This window comes from Desulfobacterales bacterium (assembly GCA_034003325.1).
In the GTDB taxonomy this organism is placed as follows: domain Bacteria; phylum Desulfobacterota; class Desulfobacteria; order Desulfobacterales; family JAFDDL01; genus JAVEYW01.
This window is the reverse complement of the sequence record JAVEYW010000017.1, coordinates 1-20,304: the sequence shown is the minus strand read 5'-3', so window position 1 is coordinate 20,304 and position 20,304 is coordinate 1. Positions and strand designations below refer to the sequence as shown.

At 51.5% G+C, this 20,304-nt stretch carries 18 protein-coding genes and 2 tRNA genes; 3 read left to right on the top strand and 17 right to left on the bottom strand.

What is annotated here, in order from left to right:
* Window positions 1-145: 145 nt before the first annotated feature.
* Window positions 146-1,108 (top strand): thioredoxin-disulfide reductase, encoded by a 963-nt coding sequence (trxB, locus tag RBT11_16380; protein MDX9788356.1) that lies wholly within the window; start codon window positions 146-148, stop codon window positions 1,106-1,108.
* Window positions 1,109-1,228: 120 nt separating this feature from the next.
* Window positions 1,229-2,059: a histidinol-phosphatase gene (locus RBT11_16375; GenBank protein MDX9788355.1), complete on the top strand. Its 831-nt coding sequence runs from the start codon at window positions 1,229-1,231 to the stop codon at window positions 2,057-2,059.
* 27 nt (window positions 2,060-2,086) lie between these two features.
* Here RBT11_16375 and hemL read toward each other — a convergent pair whose 3' ends face one another.
* The gene (gene hemL, locus RBT11_16370) at window positions 2,087-3,370 is read right to left on the bottom strand and encodes a glutamate-1-semialdehyde 2,1-aminomutase (GenBank protein ID MDX9788354.1); all 1,284 of its coding nucleotides are present in this window, start codon (window positions 3,368-3,370) and stop codon (window positions 2,087-2,089) included.
* A 62-nt stretch (window positions 3,371-3,432) separates the two neighbouring features.
* Window positions 3,433-4,266, bottom strand: a complete 834-nt coding sequence (locus tag RBT11_16365) for a Sir2 family NAD-dependent protein deacetylase (GenBank protein ID MDX9788353.1) — start codon at window positions 4,264-4,266, stop codon at window positions 3,433-3,435.
* A gap of 165 nt (window positions 4,267-4,431) precedes the next feature.
* Between RBT11_16365 and mpl the strand changes: the two genes are divergently transcribed.
* Window positions 4,432-5,853 carry a UDP-N-acetylmuramate:L-alanyl-gamma-D-glutamyl-meso-diaminopimelate ligase gene (gene mpl, locus RBT11_16360; GenBank protein ID MDX9788352.1) on the top strand — a complete coding sequence of 474 codons (1,422 nt, stop codon included), beginning with the start codon at window positions 4,432-4,434 and terminating at the stop codon, window positions 5,851-5,853.
* Between the two features lie 310 nt (window positions 5,854-6,163).
* On the opposite strand, the gene RBT11_16355 is transcribed toward mpl, so the two are convergent.
* From RBT11_16355 to RBT11_16285, 15 genes are all read right to left on the bottom strand, one after another.
* Window positions 6,164-6,239: transfer RNA gene (locus tag RBT11_16355), tRNA-Phe, on the bottom strand.
* Between the two features lie 228 nt (window positions 6,240-6,467).
* On the bottom strand, window positions 6,468-6,695 hold the full coding sequence (locus tag RBT11_16350; protein ID MDX9788351.1) for an AbrB/MazE/SpoVT family DNA-binding domain-containing protein: 228 nt from the start codon (window positions 6,693-6,695) through the stop codon (window positions 6,468-6,470).
* Window positions 6,696-7,085: 390 nt separating this feature from the next.
* A complete protein-coding gene (locus RBT11_16345) occupies window positions 7,086-7,889 on the bottom strand; it encodes an MBL fold metallo-hydrolase (GenBank protein ID MDX9788350.1) in 804 nt (267 codons plus the stop codon).
* Between the two features lie 60 nt (window positions 7,890-7,949).
* Complete coding sequence (gene dut / locus RBT11_16340; GenBank protein ID MDX9788349.1) at window positions 7,950-8,423, bottom strand: dUTP diphosphatase; 474 nt, start codon at window positions 8,421-8,423, stop codon at window positions 7,950-7,952.
* An 8-nt stretch (window positions 8,424-8,431) separates the two neighbouring features.
* Window positions 8,432-9,697 carry a pitrilysin family protein gene (locus tag RBT11_16335; protein ID MDX9788348.1) on the bottom strand — a complete coding sequence of 422 codons (1,266 nt, stop codon included), beginning with the start codon at window positions 9,695-9,697 and terminating at the stop codon, window positions 8,432-8,434.
* Window positions 9,678-11,777 (bottom strand): polyribonucleotide nucleotidyltransferase, encoded by a 2,100-nt coding sequence (pnp, locus tag RBT11_16330; GenBank protein MDX9788347.1) that lies wholly within the window; start codon window positions 11,775-11,777, stop codon window positions 9,678-9,680. Before pnp ends, RBT11_16335 begins: the two co-directional genes overlap by 20 nt.
* Before the next feature lie 279 nt (window positions 11,778-12,056).
* Entirely contained in the window at window positions 12,057-12,326 is a 270-nt protein-coding gene (rpsO, locus tag RBT11_16325; protein MDX9788346.1) for a 30S ribosomal protein S15, read from the bottom strand.
* 34 nt (window positions 12,327-12,360) lie between these two features.
* Window positions 12,361-13,254, bottom strand: a complete 894-nt coding sequence (gene truB / locus RBT11_16320) for a tRNA pseudouridine(55) synthase TruB (GenBank protein ID MDX9788345.1) — start codon at window positions 13,252-13,254, stop codon at window positions 12,361-12,363.
* Window positions 13,251-14,360 (bottom strand): bifunctional oligoribonuclease/PAP phosphatase NrnA, encoded by a 1,110-nt coding sequence (locus RBT11_16315; GenBank protein ID MDX9788344.1) that lies wholly within the window; start codon window positions 14,358-14,360, stop codon window positions 13,251-13,253. Before RBT11_16315 ends, truB begins: the two co-directional genes overlap by 4 nt.
* On the bottom strand, window positions 14,326-14,703 hold the full coding sequence (gene rbfA, locus RBT11_16310; protein MDX9788343.1) for a 30S ribosome-binding factor RbfA: 378 nt from the start codon (window positions 14,701-14,703) through the stop codon (window positions 14,326-14,328). Before rbfA ends, RBT11_16315 begins: the two co-directional genes overlap by 35 nt.
* Window positions 14,700-14,987 carry a DUF503 domain-containing protein gene (locus RBT11_16305; protein MDX9788342.1) on the bottom strand — a complete coding sequence of 96 codons (288 nt, stop codon included), beginning with the start codon at window positions 14,985-14,987 and terminating at the stop codon, window positions 14,700-14,702. The genes rbfA and RBT11_16305 overlap by 4 nt, the downstream gene beginning before the upstream one ends.
* A 14-nt stretch (window positions 14,988-15,001) precedes the next feature.
* Entirely contained in the window at window positions 15,002-17,854 is a 2,853-nt protein-coding gene (infB, locus tag RBT11_16300) for a translation initiation factor IF-2 (GenBank protein ID MDX9788341.1), read from the bottom strand.
* A 78-nt stretch (window positions 17,855-17,932) separates the two neighbouring features.
* On the bottom strand, window positions 17,933-19,315 hold the full coding sequence (nusA, locus tag RBT11_16295) for a transcription termination factor NusA (protein MDX9788340.1): 1,383 nt from the start codon (window positions 19,313-19,315) through the stop codon (window positions 17,933-17,935).
* 11 nt (window positions 19,316-19,326) lie between these two features.
* Entirely contained in the window at window positions 19,327-19,854 is a 528-nt protein-coding gene (rimP, locus tag RBT11_16290) for a ribosome maturation factor RimP (protein MDX9788339.1), read from the bottom strand.
* Between the two features lie 191 nt (window positions 19,855-20,045).
* A tRNA-Gly gene (locus tag RBT11_16285) sits at window positions 20,046-20,121 on the bottom strand.
* Window positions 20,122-20,304: the final 183 nt, after the last annotated feature.

The following is a 20,304-nucleotide window of genomic DNA, read 5'->3' as shown; positions in this document are numbered from 1 at the left end:
ACCGGTGCCGGAAAGGCGTTGAAAAAGCATCCTCGCGCGAAAGCCCTTGCCATGAATTTGAACCGTGATTCTAGTTGACGCGCCATTTCCCCTGGGGTAATTTGAGCAGGAAATTACCTTAAAAAATGGGAATGAGGAACTTGTTATGGCGCACTCTGAAGTCTATGATCTTATCATCGTCGGTGGCGGTGCGGGCGGGCTCAACGCCGGCATTTATGCCATGCGGGCAGCCTTACAAACGGTTTTGATTGAAAAAGGAATTCCTGGCGGCCAGATCACCATGACCGAAGAGGTGGAAAACTACCTGGGGTTTGAGCATGTCACAGGCGCGGATCTGGCCATGAAATTCTCTCAGCATGCGCAAGCCTACGGACTCGATGTGCGTTCACAGGAGGTCGTGGCGGTAGAGCCCGGCCTTGCACATCATACGGTTATTCTGGCGGACCAAACCCGTTTAAAAGCTTATGCGGTCATTTTGGGCACCGGCGGCAGTCCCAAGAGATTGAACGTGCCGGGCGAATCCGAGCTATACGGGAAAGGCGTTTCCTATTGCGGGGTTTGCGACGGCTTTTTTTTCAGAAACAAGACCGTTGTGGTAGTGGGCGGCGGGGATACGGCTGCCGAAGAAGCCCTCTATTTGGCAAAGCTGACCAAACAGGTGTATCTTGTTCATCGCAGAGATGCGCTTCGGGCAGGCATGATATTACAGGAACGGCTTAAAGCCGATTGTAAAATTGAGCTTGTTTGGAACACGGTCATCACCCGCATTCAAGCCGACGCGCAGGGCGTGACCGCCGTTAAGCTCAAAGACGTTAACACCGGCGAGACCCGGGATCTCCCTACGGACGGCGTTTTTATCTTTGTCGGCTTTTCTCCCAATAATACGCTGGTGCCGGCCGGAACCAAAATGAATGCCGAGGGGTATGTCATCACAAACGAACGCTGCGAAACCAATACCCCCGGCATCTTTGCCATCGGAGATCTGAGAGAAAAATACGCCCGGCAGATTGTGCTTTCGGCAGCCGACGGCTGTACGGCCGCGCTGGCCGCGGCGCATTATGTGGAAACCAAAAAAGCCGTTGATGACACTTGCCAATTGTCCGAATAGCCTAATCCGGCAAAGCCGGATGCTGGGAGGCTGGGAGGCTGGGATGCATAAAAGCCGTCTTTCACCTTCGGTGAATATACACGCAAACGCGTGCATGTCGCAGATATAAGGTCTCTGAATATGCGTCTGGTTTCGGTTCACGGCGGGCATAGCGCCGAGTTTTGCGCACACGCGCAGGACAGCCTGGAAGACATCCTTCAGGCATATATCAAAAAGGGCTTCTCCTGGGTCGGCATCACGGAGCACATGCCGCCGCCGAAAAATCACTTCCGCTATCCGGAAGAAGTCCGGATAGGGCTGACCGCCGATAACCTCTACCGGCGGTTTGCCTGTTATATTCGAAAAGGCAATGCATTAAAGGAAAAATACAGGTCCGTCATTCAAATGGCCGTCGGGTTTGAAACGGAAATCTATTCCGGCGCGTTGCCCTTTGCACAACATTTGATTAAGATGTTTCAGCCGGACTATGTGGTAGGCTCCCTTCATCATGTCGATGATTACATGTTCGACTATGACGAAGCGCATTACCGCCGTGCCGCGGCTGCCGCCGGCGACATGAATTCGTTGTACCTGCGTTATTTTGACCTTCAATACAAAATGCTCACCACCCTTCGGCCGGCCGTAGTGGGTCATTTTGATCTTATCCGCATCTTTGACCCGGATTACAAAACCCGCCTTGATCAGTCCGCCATTCGGGAAAAAATTCTGCGAAACCTGGCATTTATTCGTTCCGCCGGGTTGCGTCTCGATCTCAATATGCGGGCGCTGTACAAAGGCGGCTCAGAGCCCTATATTTCCAGCTCAATTTTAACCGAAGCGTTGAATCTGGGGATACCCGTTATTCCCGGAGACGATTCTCACGGAATCGACACCGTCGGATACAAGATAAAAGAGGGGATTGAACTTCTTTCATCCATGGGCTTTGATACCAACTGGCAGCTGCCGGGATAGCCGGTTGAGAATTCTAAGAACGAATGGTTACAGTTCGGCAAACACTTCCTGCGCTGCGGCGATGGTCCGGTCGATATCGGCGTCGCTATGGGCCAAAGACACAAAGCCCGCCTCGAACTGCGAGGGAGCCAGGTAGATACCCCGCTTGAGCATTCCCTGATAAAAGGTCGTAAACCGCTTTAGGTCACAGGTTTTGGCATCATCAAAATTTCTCACCGGTATATCGGTGAAAAAAAGCCCCATCATGGAACCGATACAGTCCACCGAAGCCGAAATTCCGGTTTTTTTCAGCGCGGCTTTGAGCCCTTCGACCAACCGATTGGTTTTAGTGGCCAGGCGCTCATAAATGCCCGGCGCCTTAAGCCTGTTTAAGGTGGCGATCCCCGCCGCCATGGCCACGGGATTACCGGACAGGGTGCCTGCCTGGTATACCGGCCCAACGGGTGCGATCTGTCTCATATACTCACCTTTGCCGCCGTAAGCACCCACCGGCATGCCGCCCCCGATGATTTTTCCAAGGGTGGTCAAATCCGGGTCAATGCCGTAGACTTTTTGCGCGCCTCCGTAAGCCACCCGAAATCCGGTCATGACCTCGTCAAAAATGAGCAGGCTGCCGTGCTTTTTCGTCTCCTCGCGAAGTGTTTCCAAAAAACCCGGGACGGGTTTTACCAGGCCCATATTTCCGGCTACCGGTTCCACGATCACGCAAGCAATATGGTCCCCCCTGTCCGCCATTACCGCCTTGAACGCTTCGATGCCATTATATGGCAAGGAAACCGTATGCGTGACAAAGGCACCGGGAACGCCCGGACTGCCGGGTATCTGAAGGGTCGCAACCCCCGAGCCAGCCGCCACAAGTAACGTATCCGCATGACCGTGATAGCAACCGTCAAATTTAATGACGGTATCGCGACCGGTCACGCCCCTCGCCAGACGAATGGCGCTCATGGTGGCCTCAGTGCCGGAATTGACCATTCGAACCATTTCAACGGAGCTGACCGCATCAATGACCATCCGTGCCAAATCGATTTCGAGATCCGTTGGCGCACCAAAACTCGTTCCCCGTTCAAGCACCTTTTCAATGGCGGCAATCACCGACGGATCGCGGTGCCCTAATATCATGGGTCCCCAACTTCCCACATAATCAATATAAGCGTTGCCGTCCGCATCCCAAATTGTGCTGCCCTGGCCGCGTTCAATAAAAAGCGGGTCAATGCCCACAGACCGGCATGCACGAACCGGGCTGTTCACTCCTCCCGGAATCACCTTCACGGCCTCACCAAAAAGTTCACGGGATCTTTCATTTTTCATCAACGGGGTGTTCCTTTTTCGCTATGAATTAGAAGTTGGAAAAAATCATAAAAAAGTCGAATTCAATATAAGTTGACCGCTTCATTCACCGTCTTATAAATAGCCGGCAGGGCAACACTGCTGGTTTCCTGAATAAAAAACCCGCCCGTCGCGTCCGCCAGATAGGAAAACGGTGTGACGTGAATATTGATGTCAATAATCACACCGCCTCGTCGCTGAACCGTCTGCGCGATCAGCACCGGCAAATTGGTGCTGCCGGAAGTACCCACCACGATCAGCAGACGGGTTTTCCTGGCAAGTCTCAGCACACTCAAATAGTGGTAATATTCTTCATTATAAGTTTCATCGAACCACAACACATGCGGTCTCGCCGGACCACCGCAAACCGGGCATGAAAGAAGATGGCGTTCCGCCTCGGTCAATGCATCGTTTTTCGTTTTATCCGACACGCCTTCGGGTATCGGATATATTTCAGAGGTGCAATCCCGGTAGCAACGCATGTAAAACAGGTTGCCATGAACTTCGAACGTGTTTTTCCGGCTGTTGCCGGCACGAAAATGAAGATCATCGGCATTCTGAGTAATCAGGGTGAACCGATTTTGAAAAAGCCGCTCGATTTCCACTAAACTTCGATGCCCCGGATTGGGACTCGCGCTTCTGCACACGCCGCGCCGATACAAATACCAACGCCATATATCATCCGGGTTTTTCTCGAACATTTTTCGCGTCGCCAGTTGGTGCGGTTTATATTCCCTGCCGCCGACGCTCCAAAGCCCTTCCGCGCCTCGAAATGTCGGAATATTGCTTTCCGAGGATATCCCCGAGCCGGTCAGCACCGTCACATGCTGAGTCCCCAGAGCAATTTCCGTCAATAATTTTTTGAGCTTCGCGTCCATTTGCGCTTACCTTTATCCTCAAAATATTTCTTGATATCAAATTGCTTGTATTATTTTTTTGAAAGGAAAAATTCTAAAACTTGTTATCTATATAAAATTCTTTTATATTTACTTTACAATCGCTCTAAGTAAAAAATATAACACAGAACGGAGAAGTAAACCAGGATGGATTTAAAAAAGAATTGCATTCCGCAAACGGTTAACAAAATTCACCTCACGGCGGTATGCGGCACAGGAATGGGCGCATTGGCCTGTATGCTCAGGGACATGGGCTATTCCGTCAGCGGTTCGGATCAGAAAGTATATCCCCCCATGAGCACCTTTTTGATTCAAAAAGGCATAGGTATTCAGGAGGGGTTTTGCGCAGAAAACATTGCTCACGCGCCCGACCTGGTCATTATCGGCAACGCCGTTCGAAAAGACAATCCCGAGGTGGCCGCCGTCTACGAAATGGGACTCCCGTTTTGCTCCATGCCTCAAGCCCTGAATCATTTTGCAGCATACGGAAAAAAAACCCTGCTCATTACCGGCACTCACGGCAAAACCACCACGTCCGCCCTTCTGGCCTGGGTGTTGTTCCATGCGGGCCTCGATCCGTCATTTATGATCGGGGGCATTCTGAAAAATTTCAACAGTAATTACCGGCTCGGAAACGGCGAGTATATCGTTATCGAGGGAGACGAATACGATACGGCTTTCTTTGACAAGGGGCCGAAACTGATGCACTATCGCCCATCCGTGGCGGCCCTGACCAGTATAGAGTTCGACCACGCCGATATTTTTACGGATCTGAATCATGTCAACCGAATTTTTAAGGGATTTGTTGACGCCCTTCCGGCGGATAGCACACTGGTCGCCTTTGACCGGGATGCCAATATCGACCAACTGGTATCAAACGGCACAACGCATGTGGTCCGCTACGGCAGGCAAGCCACCTCCTCATGGCGTCTCGGCGAGGTGTCCATTTCCCCGCCATGGATTCATTTTGAGGTATTCAAGCACGGAAAACCCTTCGGGCATTTTCAATCCGGATTGCCGGGCGAGCACAATCTTTTCAACACATTGGCGGTAATCGCCATGGCGAATGCAATCGGCATCGGCGCACAGGATATCGCGAAAGCGCTTACCCGATTTGAAAGCATTAAACGCCGCCAGGAAATCCGGGGGGTTAAGCGCGGCATCACCGTCATGGACGATTTTGCCCACCACCCCACGGCGGTGAAAGAAACCATTCGCGCCGTAAAACCGTTTTATCCAAACGGACGGCTGATCGCCGTGTTTGAACCCCGCACCAACACGAGCATGCGGAATGTTTTTCAGGGTGTCTATCCTGCGGCATTTGACGGTGCGGATATGATTTGTATTCGAAAGCCGCCCTTATTGGAAAAAATTCCAGCCGACCAAAGGTTTTCCTCGGAAAAGCTGGTCCAAGATCTGAAAAACCGGGGGAAAACCGCCTGGTTTTTCCCGGACACGGCGCCCATTATCGATTTTCTGGCATCGGAGGCCAAACCGGATGATCTCATTCTGATTATGTCCAACGGCGGCTTTGACAATATTCACGAAAGGCTTTTAAATTTATTGTAATTTTGTAACTACTCAGGAATACAGAATTCAGGAGCCAGAATTCAGAACAATGCACTAACCGCCTGAATCTTCATTTAACTATATTAATCCGGCTGCTTTAAGTTGTTTTTATTCTGAATTCTGTCTCCTGGCTACTGAGCAGTTACATAATTTTTACACAGGCGGTCAAATCTCTGGACAATTCCAGCGCCTTTAACCGTTTTGTCGTTCTGTTGTGGACCACAAATGTGGACAAATTTTAAGCGCTGAGATTTCATGGGGATTTAAAAAGAAAAAACCCACCGAACAGTCAGTGGGTTAATTATTTCTTTGGTGCCGAGGGACAGAATCGAACTGCCGACACGGGGATTTTCAGTCCCCTGCTCTACCGACTGAGCTACCTCGGCCTTTTTGGCTTTCAACAAACGCCCTGATTCTTAAAAAACTGCTGAAATCAAGTGTTCTCGAAAAAGTGGTCATGCATATACACTATATTAAAAAAGCATGTCAAGGACTTTGAAAATAAATGTTGCGAGCAATGGAATATTCAGATAGCACAGCCTCCGACCATTCAGCCCAATTCGGATCATCAAGGAAAATATCCAGGATGATATTGGAATCGATGAGAATCCCGTTCATTGATTGTCTCTTGTGAGCGCCATTATTTCGTCTGTGGTCATTTTGACAGTTGCAACACTGCGGAGCTTGTTAAACTTACGGGTGGCACGTGCCGTTCCTTTCCGTTTTACCAAAAAAACCCGATCCCCTTCTTGTAAAAAATCGACCTCTGTATCGGGTTTAATTCCTAATTTTTTTCGTATGTTAATTGGTATCGTAACTTTTCCCTTGGTTGTCACTCTCATTTTTAACCCTCCAGTATTACGTAATAATGGTAAGGGTGATACAATTTTTAGGTAAATCAAATAGATTTCATAGAACGTGGTTCAGCGGCGGACCGTTCATTGCAACCGGTGAGCTGCCCAGGGGATCACTCCACTTTTTCGATGTCCGGCAACGCCCTAGCCGACAGAATTCTCCCGAGAAGCGGTTAATCCCCGATGTTGAACGTGCTGTCAAGCCTTGCAACTGAGGGGGAAAGCCCCCACCCCCATGTCAGGGTGCATCGGCCGGGTATGGGTCGGGGTCGCTTGTAGGGCGGGGAACGGATGCAAAAACTTTGAAAGTCGAACGAAAATTAAAAAAATAGGAGATTAAAATGGTCGCAAGGGCGCTTATTCTGAAGGTTGATCGTGCTATACCGTGAAAATGTCACTGCTGGCGGCTTGTACCGCAACCGAGAGCGTCGGTCGGCAACGGGTCAGCGCCGGGCTCACGATGTCGTGCGCTTGTTGAGGGGTGTTGTTGGTTTCACTTAAGTGTGCGAGCACAACGTGCTGTAATCCATCGTGCTGCAATTCGTTAAGAAGGTCTCGCGTCTCTTCATTGGCCAGATGGCCAACCCGGCTTTTGATCCGCTGCTTGAGCGGCCAGGGATACGGCCCTTTTTCCAGCATCACGGGGTCATGATTGGCCTCCAGCACCAGCAGAGCGCAGCCCTTGAGGTGCTCTTTTACCATTGCCGTGGCAATCCCCAGGTCCGTGGCGATGCCGATTTTCACCGCTCCTTGTTCCAGGGTAAATCCCGCAGGATCCGCGGCATCATGAGAAATGGAAAAGGGATAGATTCGCATACCGTTGATCATAAACGGCGTACTGCACGAAAATGGGCGAAGATCCTTTATTTTTCCCAGAGAATAGGCCGCTTTTTGTGTGTCGGCATTGATGAATACCGGCAAACCATATTTGCGCGACAATACACCGACCCCCTGAAGGTGATCGGCATGTTCGTGCGAAACCACCAGGGCCGTAAGACCCTCCGGCGCAAGCCCTCGGGAGTGGAGCCGACGCTCGATTTCCACCCCGGATAGCCCCGCATCGATCAAAATAGCGGCGTTTCCGTTTGAAATATAAATGGCGTTCCCGCGACTGCCGCTGGCAAGCATGCAGACGGAAAAGGTGTTTCCGTTATGGGGTGGGCAGGTGTCTGAAGGTGTCAACAGTCGTTCTTTCCCGATTATTCTTGCCTATCGCCGCCTTAAAGCCGTTTGTGAGCGGGGCTAACGCCCGGTATGGCCGAAGCCGCCCCGGTTGCGTGCCGTATCGTTTAGCCGCGCAACGGTGTGAATCTCTGCCCGGCAGCAGCAATGGATGACCATCTGGGCGATTCGGTCCCCCCGGTGAATCGTATAAGCGTCGGGCCCCAGATTAATCAGCGCAACTTTAACCTCTCCCCGATAGTCCGCATCGATCGTGCCGGGTGAATTGATAAGCCCGATGCCGTGATTCACCGCAAGGCCGCTGCGCGGTCGAATCTGCGCTTCAAACCCAGACGGCAATGCCATGGCAAATCCCGTGGAAACGAGCATGATTTGCCCTTTTTCAAGGAGCGTGCTCGTTTCGATGGCAGCGCAGATATCCATGCCGGCGGCTTCTGCGGACATATAACGGGGCAGCGGAATGTCGTGGTCTTGTTCGGGCCGAAGCCGAAGAAACTCGATAATAGGCGCTTGAGAAAAATCACAAGGGTTCATTTGCCGAATCAAAGCACCAACAGGGGGTTGAAATCAAATTCCGCGGCCACCGGTCCGAGCAATGCCAGGGAAAGTGGATCGGTGTGAAATAATTCGCAAGCCAGGGAGGAGATATCCTCTTGAGTGACCGCCTCTATTTCCCCGACAATCTCTTCTACGGGAACATAGCGGCCCATGTGCATCTCATTTTGCGCCAGGCGGGCCATCTGATTTTCAACGCTTTCGGCCGATAGCAGAATCTGGCCCTTGGTGTATTCTTTGGCATCCCGCAATTCATCCGTGGTTACCGGTGAGATTTTGAGCTTTCGCATCTCTTGAAGGATCAGATCAACGGTTTCCCCGACGCGCCCCGGCTCGACCCCGGCGTAGGCGCCGAACATGCCGCCGCCGACCTGAGGTGAGATAAAGGAATACACCGAGTACGCCAACCCGCGAAGTTCCCGGATTTCCTGAAAAAGCCGGGAGCTCATATTGCCGCCGAGAATGGTGTTCATCAGTGAGCAGGCATACCGCCGTGGATCGGATACGGATAGCCCCCGGGTCGCTAAGCCGATATGCACCTGTTCCAAATCACGCACTGAAATATGCTGCTGCTTTTGGCCGTTGGGGGGTAACCGGCAAGGCAGATCCGGACCCGGTGCCACGGCCTCAAAGGCAGGCGCCGCAAGATCGAGAAACTGATCATGATTTAAATTGCCGGCGGCTGAAATAACGATTCGGCCGGGTTGATAAAAACGCCGGAAAAAGTCTTTGATCATGGCCGAATCAAAGAGAAGCAGGTTCTCCCGGGTACCGAGGACCGATTGCCCCAAAGGGTGATTGCCCCAGTACGCTTTTCCGAGCAGCACATGAATAAATTCCTCTGGACTATCCTCGACCATTCCGATTTCCTGCAGAATGATGGGTCTTTCCCGTTCCAGTTCAGCGTCATCAAAGGTGGAATTCAAGAAAATATCGCAAAAAATATCGACCATGGTCGCAAGATGCGTGTCCATCACCCGGCCATGGAAACAAGTGTTTTCCATGGAGGTAAAGGCGTTGGACTGCCCGCCGATGGCATCGAATTCCTTGGCGATCTGAAAAGCGGTCCGGCGTTTGGTGCCCTTAAAGATCATATGTTCAATCAAATGGGATAGACCGTTTTCCGCCGGGGTTTCATCTCTTGCGCCCGCATCCACCCACACGCCCATCGAAACGCTGTGAACGTGCGGGATTTGTTTGGTCAGAATACGAATCCCGTTATGAAGGCACGTCTTACTGACCTTTGCTTGCATTTTCCTCTTCCAGAACCGCTTTGTGGCTAAGCCTGATTTTGCCGTCCCGTGAAACCTCGAGTACTTTGACTCTCAGTTTTTGGCCTTCCTTGACCACATCCCCGACCTTGTTGACCCGTTGGGCCGCGAGTTGGGAAATGTGAACAAGACCGTCCGTGCCGGGCAAAATCTGAACAAAGGCCCCGAAATCCGTAATTTTTACAACCGTGCCGTCATAGGTCGCGCCGACTTCCGGCTCTGCGGTGATCTCCTGAATAATCCGAACGGCAGTGTCGCTGTCCTCCTGGGAAGCCGCCGCAATTTTAACCACCCCGTCATCCGTAATTTCAATTTTGGTATTGGATTCGCTCTGAATGGCGCGGATCACTTTACCCCCCGGGCCGATGATATCTCGAATCTTGTCCGGGTTGATGGTGATGGTGATTATTTTCGGGGCATAAGGAGACAAATCAACCCGCGGTACAGTGATCGCGGTCGTCATTTTCTCGAGAATATGCAACCGGCCGACGCGCGCCTGTTCCAGCGCCTTTTCCATGATGTCTCTTGAAAGCTCTAAAATCTTGATATCCATCTGAAGCGCGGTGATGCCGTCCTTGGTGCCCGCGACCTTAAAATCCATATCCCCCGTATGGTCCTCATCTCCGAGAATATCGGAGAGAATCACCACCTGTTCCGCTTCCTTGACAAGCCCCATGGCGATACCGGACACCGGCGCCTTGATCGGCACACCGCCATCCATTAAGGCCATGGTACCGGCACAGATGGTGCCCATGGAGGAGGAGCCGTTGGATTCCAACACTTCGGATACGAGCCGAATCGTGTAATCGAACACGTCCTTATCCGGCAGCACCCGTTCCAGCGCTCGCGTGGCCAGACCGCCATGCCCGATGTCCCGTCGGCTGGGGCCGCCGATTCGGCGCACCTCGCCCACGGAATAGGGCGGGAAGTTATAGTGAAGCATAAATTGCCGGGACTCATCCCCACTGAGGGTTTCCACGCGTTGCTCATCCAGGCTGGATCCGAGCGTCAGGACGCAGAGCACCTGCGTTTCTCCGCGGGTAAACAGGGCGGAGCCGTGGGGCCTGGGCAGGTTGCCGACCTCACATGTAATCGGCCGAATCTCATCGAATTTGCGATTGTCTATTCGGCGGCCTTCCTTTAAAATTAAGTTCCGGCTGATTTTCTTGACGAGATCATGAAATAATTCGGAAACTTCTTCTTTTCGATCCGCGCACTCTTCGCCGAGGGATTCGATCGCTTCTATCTTTACCTGGCGAAGCGCATTCTGGCGATCTTGTTTCACTGCAACGCTCAATGCCTTTAGAATCGGATCTGTAGCAACCTCTGCCAACCGGGCTGCCAGCGCTTCATCTTTTTGAGGCGGGGATACTTCCGTTTTGGCCCTGCCGACCGCTTCCCGAAGCTGAATTTGAATATCGATGATCGGCTTTAAAGCATCATGGCCCGCGAAAATGGCATGCATCATGTCCGATTCGCTGACGACATTGCCGCCGCCCTCCACCATGACGACGCCGGTTTTGGAGCCGGCGACAATAATATTGATATCGCTTTGCTCACATTGCTGAATGGTCGGATTGATGATGAACTCACCGTCAATACGGCCGACACGAACTGAAGCGATCGGACCCGCAAAGGGAATACTGGATATTTCAAGCGCGGCGGAGGCGCCGATCAACGCCAGCATATCCGGATCATTTTCCTGGTCCATGGACAGCACGGTGGCAATGAGCTGCGTTTCATTGCAAAATCCTTTGGGAAACAGCGGCCGAATCGGCCGGTCGATTAATCGGGCCGTCAATGTTTCTTTTTCGCTGGGCCTTCCGATTTCACGCCGAAAATAGTTACCGGGGATTCTTCCGGCAGCATAAATTTTTTCCTGATATTCGACCGTAAGGGGTAAAAACCCCACATTTCTTTCATCCGGTGATGCCACAACGGTCACCAGAACCATGGTCTCGCCATACTTTACCAGAACCGCTCCGGATGCCTGTTTGGCCAATTTGCCGGTCTCGATGCTGAGGGTTCTGTCCCCCACGAGAGTTTTTACCATCATTTCCATCGTAACTTATCTCCTAATAAGAACCTTCACCTCATGAGTCCCCGTGCATCACAAGCCCTATGCTGAGTTGTCCGGCTATCATCAAATGAACTGCTGATTGTCATTATACGGCGCGATAATGGATAAAAAAGCGCCGAAACATAGCGGCTAAAAAAGCAGTCAATCAATTGATTTCATAACCAAATAAATCCACTGGGCCGTCTGCCGTTCATCAAAATCACCCCATCCTCGGAAACCGGCGAGTACCCATCGGGTACGCCTGAATCGGTCCGTGCGGGATTATCGTCTTAGTCCGAGGGTGTCGATGATTTGCCGATACCGTTGGACATCTTTGTTTTTCACATAGTTGAGAAGTCGGCGGCGGCGGCCGACCAGCATCAGAAGCCCTCTTCGGGAATGATGATCCTTTGAGTGGGCTTTGAGATGATCCGTCAGATAGGTGATGCGATGGGTCAGCAACCCGATCTGAACTTCCGGAGATCCGGTGTCGGAATCATGAAGTTTATATTGTTCGATCAATGTTTTTTTCTCTTCTGATGTGTACGTCACTTTCTTTTCGCCTCCTGATGATGAATAAACGAGTTTACTTTCGAAAAATACAATCATATTTAACCACATTATCATCTGTCCGCAATACTGCAAGCAGATGTTTTTGCGTGTCGATTATTTTGACATAGGGCCCCCGTGTCGCATCGCCTTCCAGTTGCAGGTCTTGTGTGGTCAACGGTCTGCCGTGTGTGACAAGCGCCGCAAGACGACTGTCCGCAACATAACAAGGCATATTTCGCAGCGCCTCGGCCATTGGAATGATGCGGCTGGTGATATTGTCGGCTGTTGCCGGGTCAATTGCCTGATCCAGCCGAATGGATTCGGAAATGTCAAATCCGCAGCTTTCCACCCGTCGAAGCGCTTTTAAATGACCGCCGCATCCGAGCTGGCGACCGATATCGGCACAGAGTGTGCGAATATAAGTGCCCGCGGAGCAGGTTACAAAAAAACTCACTTCAGGCAAGTCCATTTTCATCACCTTAAGGGCTGAAATATGAACCTGTCGCGCCGGCTTTTGAACCGGCTTGCCCGATCTGGCCAATTTGTACAGCGGGGTTCCTTTGTGCTTGAGCGCCGAATACACCGGCGGCAGTTGTAACATGTCGCCCTTAAATTGCGCCAAGCATTCTATAACCGCTGCTTCGGATATTCCCGCAGTGCTGCTGCTCGCGGTAACCTGGCCGGTTGCATCCTGCGTGTCTGTTTCAATGCCCAGGCAAAGCGTGGCCAAATAGGATTTCCCGCCATGCAAAAAATAGCGCGCCAGCTTGGTTGCGCGGCTCACACAACAGATCATGACCCCGCTGGCAAAGGGATCAAGCGTGCCGGTATGTCCGACTTTCAATCCCCCCAAGCAGCGTTTTAACCGGGCGACCACCTGCGCGGAAGACAATCCTTCCGGTTTATCAATAACAATAACGCCGTTCACCGCCTGATGTGCAATAATCCCGCTCCTCCCATGGTGGTCTTAGGTCGATTATTGGTAGCACTAAGCCGGATAGGGGGTTTCGTGGCGGGTTGAAACAGCTCGCAAACCTCGCCTTCCTTGGGACGCCAGTGCTCAAGATTCGTCGCCAACCCGAAGATCTTGGCTTTTAAATCGGTTAAGGACGATTCGATGCTGAATCCGGCTGCGGAGTAGTGGCCGCCGCCGCCAAAAGCACCGGCAATGGCACTGACATCCACTGCACCGTTGGCGCGAAGACTAACATGAAAGGTGGTTTTATCCCTTCGTCTTGAACTGTTATCGGATTGTTCCTGAATCAATACCGCCACCTGAACATTTTCAATACTGCGCGCATAGGTAATGAGCCCGTCCGCGTCGCACGGGTGCGTTCCGCTCGTTTGCAGCATCTCCCGGGTTACAACCATAAGAGAAAGCTTTCCGTTTTCGGAAATTTCAATGGAATCAAGCGCCAGATTGATCAGCTTCAGGCGGCCGAGAGAATAGGTGCCGTAAACATATTGTGCGATCAAATAGGGATCGACCCCCTGTCCCACCATCTCATCACAAATGTGAAAAGCGGCCCGGTTGGTATTCTGAAATCTAAAAGAGCCGGTATCCGTTATGATTCCCGTGTAAATACAGGTGGCAATGGCTTTGTTTAAGGGCGCTCCCAGTGCTTTTATCAGATAATATACGATTTCAGCCGTCGCGCATGCGGATGGATCAATGATTTGCATTTCACCAAAACGGGCGTTTGTTGGGTGATGATCCACATTGATGACGACCGGAATCATCCGAATAACATCTGCTGTTTTTCCGACGCGTTTCAAGTCGCCGCAGTCCAAAATCAGGGCCGTATCGTACTGTGAAGGCGCTGCTATGTTATGCGAGATGCTTTCTATCCCACTTAAATAGCGATAAACTGCCGGTATCGGCTCTTCATTGAATACCGTTGTGCTGATGCCCAACGCATTGAGCGCCAGCCCCATAGCCAGAAGCGAGCCGATGGCGTCACCATCCGGATTGGTATGTGTCGCAAGCAATACATGACGACTATTTTTCAGTTGATGTATGATCTGATCCATCATCTGCATGTATGGCCTTTAAAAGGTTCTCTATGCGGGCGCCATAGTCGAACGATTCATCGTAAAAGAATTTAATATCAGGCATATATCTCAACCCAAGCCGACCAGCGAGTTCCCGCTTGATAAACGGACGCGCCTTTTGAAACCCTTCGGTTGCCTGTGTCCGTGCGGTTTCACCGCCCGGCATACTGAAAAAGATACGCGCCGATTTCAAATCAGCCGCCATTTTTACCCCGGTAATGACGACCAGTTCCAACCGCGGATCACTAATTTCCTTTTTCAGAACCTCGGATAAGACCCGCTGTATTTGGGTGGAGACCCGTTCGGCCCGCGCAAATGGCCTCATAAATTCATTATCTCCATCTCGGTATCAATCAGCTCGGCCACCCCCATTGCTTCCACCATGTTAAAAATTTTATCCATTTTCGAGTTAATCACTGTGCGATCATTTCCCACCAGCGCCATGCCGATTAGTGCCTGCTGATGAACATCGTTATCGTCAATTTCGGCAACAGACGCATTGAATTGATTGCGAATTTGTCCGATAATCGATTTTACGACGCTTCGCTTCGCTTTCAAGGACCGGCACTCATGCAGCCTTATGGTCACAATGCCAAGCCCGACGACCATCTTTTTTCTCCCGGTTAATCAATTTCGGGTTTAATCTCCTCCATATAGAAGCATTCAATGATATCCCCGAGTTTGATGTCATTGAAATTGGAAATGCCAATGCCGCATTCATACCCAATAGTGACTTCCTTGACATCGTCCTTGTATCGGCGCAACGAGGAGATCTTCCCTTCGTAACGGATGACGCCGTCTCTGATAAGGCGCGCCTGCTGGTTTCTTTCAATCTTGCCGTCGGTCACTGAGCAGCCGGCAATCGTACCGATCTTCGGCACATGAAACACTTCCCGAACCTCGGCCTTGCCCAGAAGCCGCTCTTCAAAGGTGGAGGCCATCATGCCCACAATGGCGTTTTTAACCTCTTGAATGACATCATAAATCACATTGTGCAGACGAACATCGACATGCTCCTCCTGCGCCATATCCGAAACCTTGGTATTGGGCCGAACATTAAACCCGATGATGATGGCGTTGGATACGGCCGCCAAGGAGACATCCGACTCGGTAATGGTTCCGGTGGCTGCGTGCACCACGTTGATTTTCACTTCTTCGTTGGACAGTTTAACCAGAGAGTCCCTGAGCGCTTCAATGGAGCCATCCACATCGGCCTTGATAATGAGGTTTAAATCTTTGACCTCACCCGTTTTCATTTTTTCAAAAAGACCTTCAAGGCTCATGCGGCTGTTTTTGGCCAATTCCTGAGACCGCAGTTTTTGAACTCTGTGCAGGCTGACCTGCTTGGCATCCTTTTCGCTTTCCAGCGCCACCATTTCATCCCCTGCAAGGGGCACACCGGAAAGACCGATGATTTCAACGGGCATGGACGGACCGGCGGAAACAACAGGCTGCCCCAGATCGTTTAACATGGCGCGAATTTTGCCGTAATGGACACCACATACCACCGAATCGCCGGTGTGAAGCGTGCCTCCCTGAACCAAGACGGTAGCTACCGGTCCGCGGCCCGAATCCAGCTTGGACTCAACCACATGGCCCGAGGCCAGTCGATTGGGGTTGGCGCGAAGTTCCAACATCTCGGATTGCAGCAGAAGCATATCCAGCAAATCGTCTATTCCCTGATTCTGCTTTGCGGAAACACGCACAAAAATCGTATCCCCCCCCCATTCTTCCGGCGCTATTCCGATTTCGGACAACTGTCTCACCACGCGATCCATATCCGCGTTGGCCTTGTCAATCTTGTTGATGGCGACCACGATCGGCACGTTTGAGGCGCGGGCATGGTTGATGGCTTCAACCGTCTGCGGCATCACACCATCATCTGCGGCCACTACAAGGACTACGATGTCCGTAACTTTGGCGCCTCTCGCGCGCATGGCGGTAAAAGCTTCGTGGCCAGGTGTGTCCAGAAAGACGATCTGGCCTTTTTCCGTGGTGACATGGTACGCCCCTATATGCTGCGTAATGCCGCCGGCTTCGGTCGCGGTGATTTTGGTTTTTCGGATCACATCCAGCAGCGACGTTTTCCCATGATCGACATGGCCCATAATGGTCACGACCGGTGGCCGCTCCATCATGTTTTCGGGGGCATCGGCCTGTGCTTTTATAAAGGTGTCCTCCTCGAACGCGGCGCGCTCCACTTCATAATCAAATTCACCGGCCACGAGAACCGCCGTCTCAAAATCAATGGTTTGATTGACCGTGGCCATGACGCCCAGACCCATGAGCGTACGAATCATATCGGCCGCCTTGATTCCCATTCGCTTTGCCAGTTCGGAAAGAACGATGGTGTCATCAATTTTGACGCGGCGCTTGATTTGCTTGGCCACCGTGATCAGCGGCTTTTGAAGCGGTGCAGGTTTGGCGCCTTTAGCGCCCTTGCGCGCTTTCCGGTTGCGCATTTCTCCCGTGTAAAGGGCTGCGCCCTCTACCACCTCTTTTCGGCGAAACGCTATTTTTTTCTTAAAAAACTTCTTATCTTTTACCGGTTCCTCGGGTGGTTTTTTCCCTCGCTTTCCTTTTTTCTTTTCCGCCGCATCCGCTTCCTCTTCCGGCGTTGGAATCGCTTTAACCGGTACCGGTTGGAAACGGCCCTTATCCTCAGTGGGCATTGGCACGGCTTTTTGTTCCTCTGCCGGTTTTGGCAATGGTGCTTTCGGAAGCTCTATGATTCTCGCGGGCAACTCTTTGGAAAGTTTCTTTTTGTTCTTCTTGGTTTTGGCAGGCACCGGTGAAATCGTCTTATCGGTAAGTTCCTCGACGGTCGACACTTCAACAGATGCTTTCTCGACCGTTGATTCCGAGGCTTCTTCCGGTGCGGTCACCGCCTCTTCAGCCTGTGGCGCGGTAGCCTCGGGCTCAAAGGATTCGCTGTCATCTGCTTGCGCTGCCTGTTCCATAACCGTTTCTTCAGTTGCCGCAGGTGTTGTCTCCGCGATAATAGGTTCACCTTGAATTTCGAGCGGCACGGTTGCAGGCGTCCCCATTTCAATAACGACGGCCGGTTGTTCGGCCGGTGTTTCAGGGGGGGCCGTTTCCGGAACGCGATGGGCTTCGAAGGGGGACGCTTCATTCGTAATTTCAGGTAACGCCTCTTGGCTCGTCCGCACGGGAGCCTCCTCCTCGGACGGCTCCATGATATCGGTATCTTCCTGCTCCGCATCGGCTTCATTCAGCACCGATGATTCAGGGGCCGTTTTTCGACGCCGTCGAATAACCGTTGGCCGGATACGGGTCTCCTCGACAGCGGCTTCGCTTTTTTTGCCGAAAAGATGTTTCCTGACTTGCGCTTCCATTGCATCATCCAAGGTGCTCATATGGCTCTTGAGATCAACGTCCACGTCTTTTATCTTGGCCAATAATTCCTTGGCCGTCAGGTTAAGTTCTCTGGCAAGTTCAAACACTCTTTTTGCCATCCATCCCCCTTAACTTCTATTGCCCGTTATCCCCGTTCAAAAAACGATAGGCTTTCGGATATCGAATGTCGCTAACATCTATTCAGCGTCGTTATCAGCCACATCAGGCTCGTCTTCTGTCGATGCGCTGTTTAAAATCGTATGGTCCTCGGCTGCCGCCATCTCTGCCGCAGGTTTATCCTCTGTAGCCACCGTTTCGTCAGGGACAGGGGTAGCCTTTTCAGCCTGCTCGATATAGCGCTTTGCCGCCTCAATAAGTTCAATCGCTTTATCTTCCGTCATATCCCGAACCTGCAGCAAATCTTGAACGGCACATTGAGAAATTTCTTCCGCGGAGTAGAATCCGGATTCGTATAACACATCAGCCAGACCCATGCCGATACCGGGCAGGGCAATCAATGAGTCATACCCTTTTTTCATATCCTGACTGTATTTGGATTCACTCTTCACATCCAAATGCCACCCCGTCAATTTTGAGGCCAATCGAACATTTTGCCCTCGTTTTCCAATGGCCACGGACAGGGATTCATCCGGAACGATGACCTCCATGCCCCGGTTTTCTTCATCAATGATAACGCGTGAGATTTCGGCCGGCGCCAGGGCATTGCATACATATTTCGCCGTGTCCACATGCCAGGAGATAATATCGATTTTTTCTCCCCTGAGCTCTTGCACCACATTTTGTACGCGGCTACCTTTCATTCCCACACAGGCACCCACCGGATCGATATTCGCATCCGTGGAGGCCACTGCAAATTTCGCCCGACTGCCGGGCTCGCGGGCAGCGCCCATGACAGTGACGACGCCCTCACTGATTTCAGGCACCTCTGTTTTGAACAGGCTGATGAGAAAATCCGGATGCGTTCTGGAAAGAAGTATCTGCGGCCCACGGGTATCGAGCTGGACATCCAATATGAGCGCACGGATTCGATCCCCTCGCCGGTAAATTTCTCTGGGAACCTGTTCGCGCCTGGATAAAATCCCTTCGGTATGGCCCAGGTTGACGATGATATCCCCCCGGTCGATTCGTTGAACGATACCGTTGATGATTTCCCCTTTTCGGTCGATAAATCCAGCATAAACCGCTTCTCTTTCCGCATCTTTCATCTTCTGAATGATGACTTGCTTGGCGGATTGGGCGGCAATGCGGCCAAACGTGGTGGTGTCCATCTTGGTACCGAGGCTATCCCCTATTTCGGACTCGGGGTCGAGTTTGTGGCCTTCTTCCACTGAAATTTCAGTATCCGGATCGGTAATGGTCTCAACAACTTCCTTGAATTGGAAGACTTCTATTTCCCCGCTCTCCTCGTTGTATTGCACTTCGATATCGGCTTTGGCGCCGAATCGTTTTTTGGCGGCGGACCGCAGCGCTTCTTCCAGCGCTTTAACAAGCACATCACGGTGGATGCCCTTGTCTCGACTGATCTGATCTACCACACGCTTTATGTCTGAAATAAACATTCTTTTCTCCGTTAAAGTTCGACGAGCCGCGCCCTGGAAACTTCTTTAAAGGGTATCGCAAATGTTTTATCGGTCCCCTTTTCTTTCAGTGTGATGATTTCATTCGCGATGCCCAACAAAACCCCTTTAAAATTTTTTTGGCCGTTCAAAGGCACACTGGTTTTTATTTTTGCCCCGCACCCTTTAAACCGATCATAATCCCGAGCCCGCCACAAAGGACGCTCCAAACCAGGGGATGAGACCTCCAGATTATATGGGCCGAGGTCTTCTGGATCGACATCCAGAATATCCCCCAGCTGGCGGCTAATAAGCGTGCAATCATCCAACTTGACGCCGCCCGGCTTATCAATATAAAGACGAAGAACCCGGCCGGCCGGCTCCCGCTGAAACTCTATGAATACCAGCTCCATGCCCTCGGCCTCGCATAAAGCTTCCGCCAAAGCAGCAACCCTTGATACCAGCTTGGCCTGCGCCTCTGCTGAAAACGGTTTGCCGCCGGTTTCGCCTTCATGCGCATTTGAATGTTTCCTTTTCGTCATCAGTTGCCCATTGTCACTCTTCTAAAAAAGCAAAAACGGGCTTTTGCCCGTTTTTCTCATATCAGCAGACTTTCTGTCGGCAGGTCAAAGTCAACCATTTATTTACCGACCAACATAACCAAAACTATTGGGGCAGCCCGAAATACAAAGCCTACCGCAAAAACCTTTATGAAAAAAGGCGGACTGTCTCATGGAGCGGGCAACGAGATTCGAACTCGCGACACCAAGCTTGGGAAGCTTGTACTCTACCAACTGAGCTATGCCCGCTTGCTGACCTGTGACAATATGCTATTCATATGGGCTTGTCAATATGTTATTAACCCCCTGTTACGAACAAATGAATTGTCCGGACTTGTAGCACATGATTTGTCCGGTTTTATATGTACCTATGGAGGTGCATATGAAGCCGACAGAATTGCGACAGGAGATTCGGAAGATGAGATTTGAAGA

Bases quoted from the DNA above. Each gene is read 5' to 3' on its own strand.
- RBT11_16375 (MDX9788355.1), top strand. From the start codon at position 1,229: ATGCGTCTGGTTTCGGTTCACGGCGGGCATAGCGCCGAGTTTTGCGCA.
- trxB (MDX9788356.1), top strand. From the start codon at position 146: ATGGCGCACTCTGAAGTCTATGATCTTATCATCGTCGGTGGCGGTGCG.
- RBT11_16305 (MDX9788342.1), bottom strand. From the start codon at position 14,987: ATGGTCGTCGGGCTTGGCATTGTGACCATAAGGCTGCATGAGTGCCGG.
- RBT11_16365 (MDX9788353.1), bottom strand. From the start codon at position 4,266: ATGGACGCGAAGCTCAAAAAATTATTGACGGAAATTGCTCTGGGGACT.
- dut (MDX9788349.1), bottom strand. From the start codon at position 8,423: ATGAACCCTTGTGATTTTTCTCAAGCGCCTATTATCGAGTTTCTTCGG.
- RBT11_16315 (MDX9788344.1), bottom strand. From the start codon at position 14,360: ATGATGGATCAGATCATACATCAACTGAAAAATAGTCGTCATGTATTG.
- pnp (MDX9788347.1), bottom strand. From the start codon at position 11,777: ATGGAAATGATGGTAAAAACTCTCGTGGGGGACAGAACCCTCAGCATC.
- hemL (MDX9788354.1), bottom strand. From the start codon at position 3,370: ATGAAAAATGAAAGATCCCGTGAACTTTTTGGTGAGGCCGTGAAGGTG.
- rbfA (MDX9788343.1), bottom strand. From the start codon at position 14,703: ATGAGGCCATTTGCGCGGGCCGAACGGGTCTCCACCCAAATACAGCGG.
- RBT11_16335 (MDX9788348.1), bottom strand. From the start codon at position 9,697: ATGCAAGCAAAGGTCAGTAAGACGTGCCTTCATAACGGGATTCGTATT.
- mpl (MDX9788352.1), top strand. From the start codon at position 4,432: ATGGATTTAAAAAAGAATTGCATTCCGCAAACGGTTAACAAAATTCAC.
- rimP (MDX9788339.1), bottom strand. From the start codon at position 19,854: ATGACGAAAAGGAAACATTCAAATGCGCATGAAGGCGAAACCGGCGGC.
- nusA (MDX9788340.1), bottom strand. From the start codon at position 19,315: ATGTTTATTTCAGACATAAAGCGTGTGGTAGATCAGATCAGTCGAGAC.
- RBT11_16350 (MDX9788351.1), bottom strand. From the start codon at position 6,695: ATGAGAGTGACAACCAAGGGAAAAGTTACGATACCAATTAACATACGA.
- infB (MDX9788341.1), bottom strand. From the start codon at position 17,854: ATGGCAAAAAGAGTGTTTGAACTTGCCAGAGAACTTAACCTGACGGCC.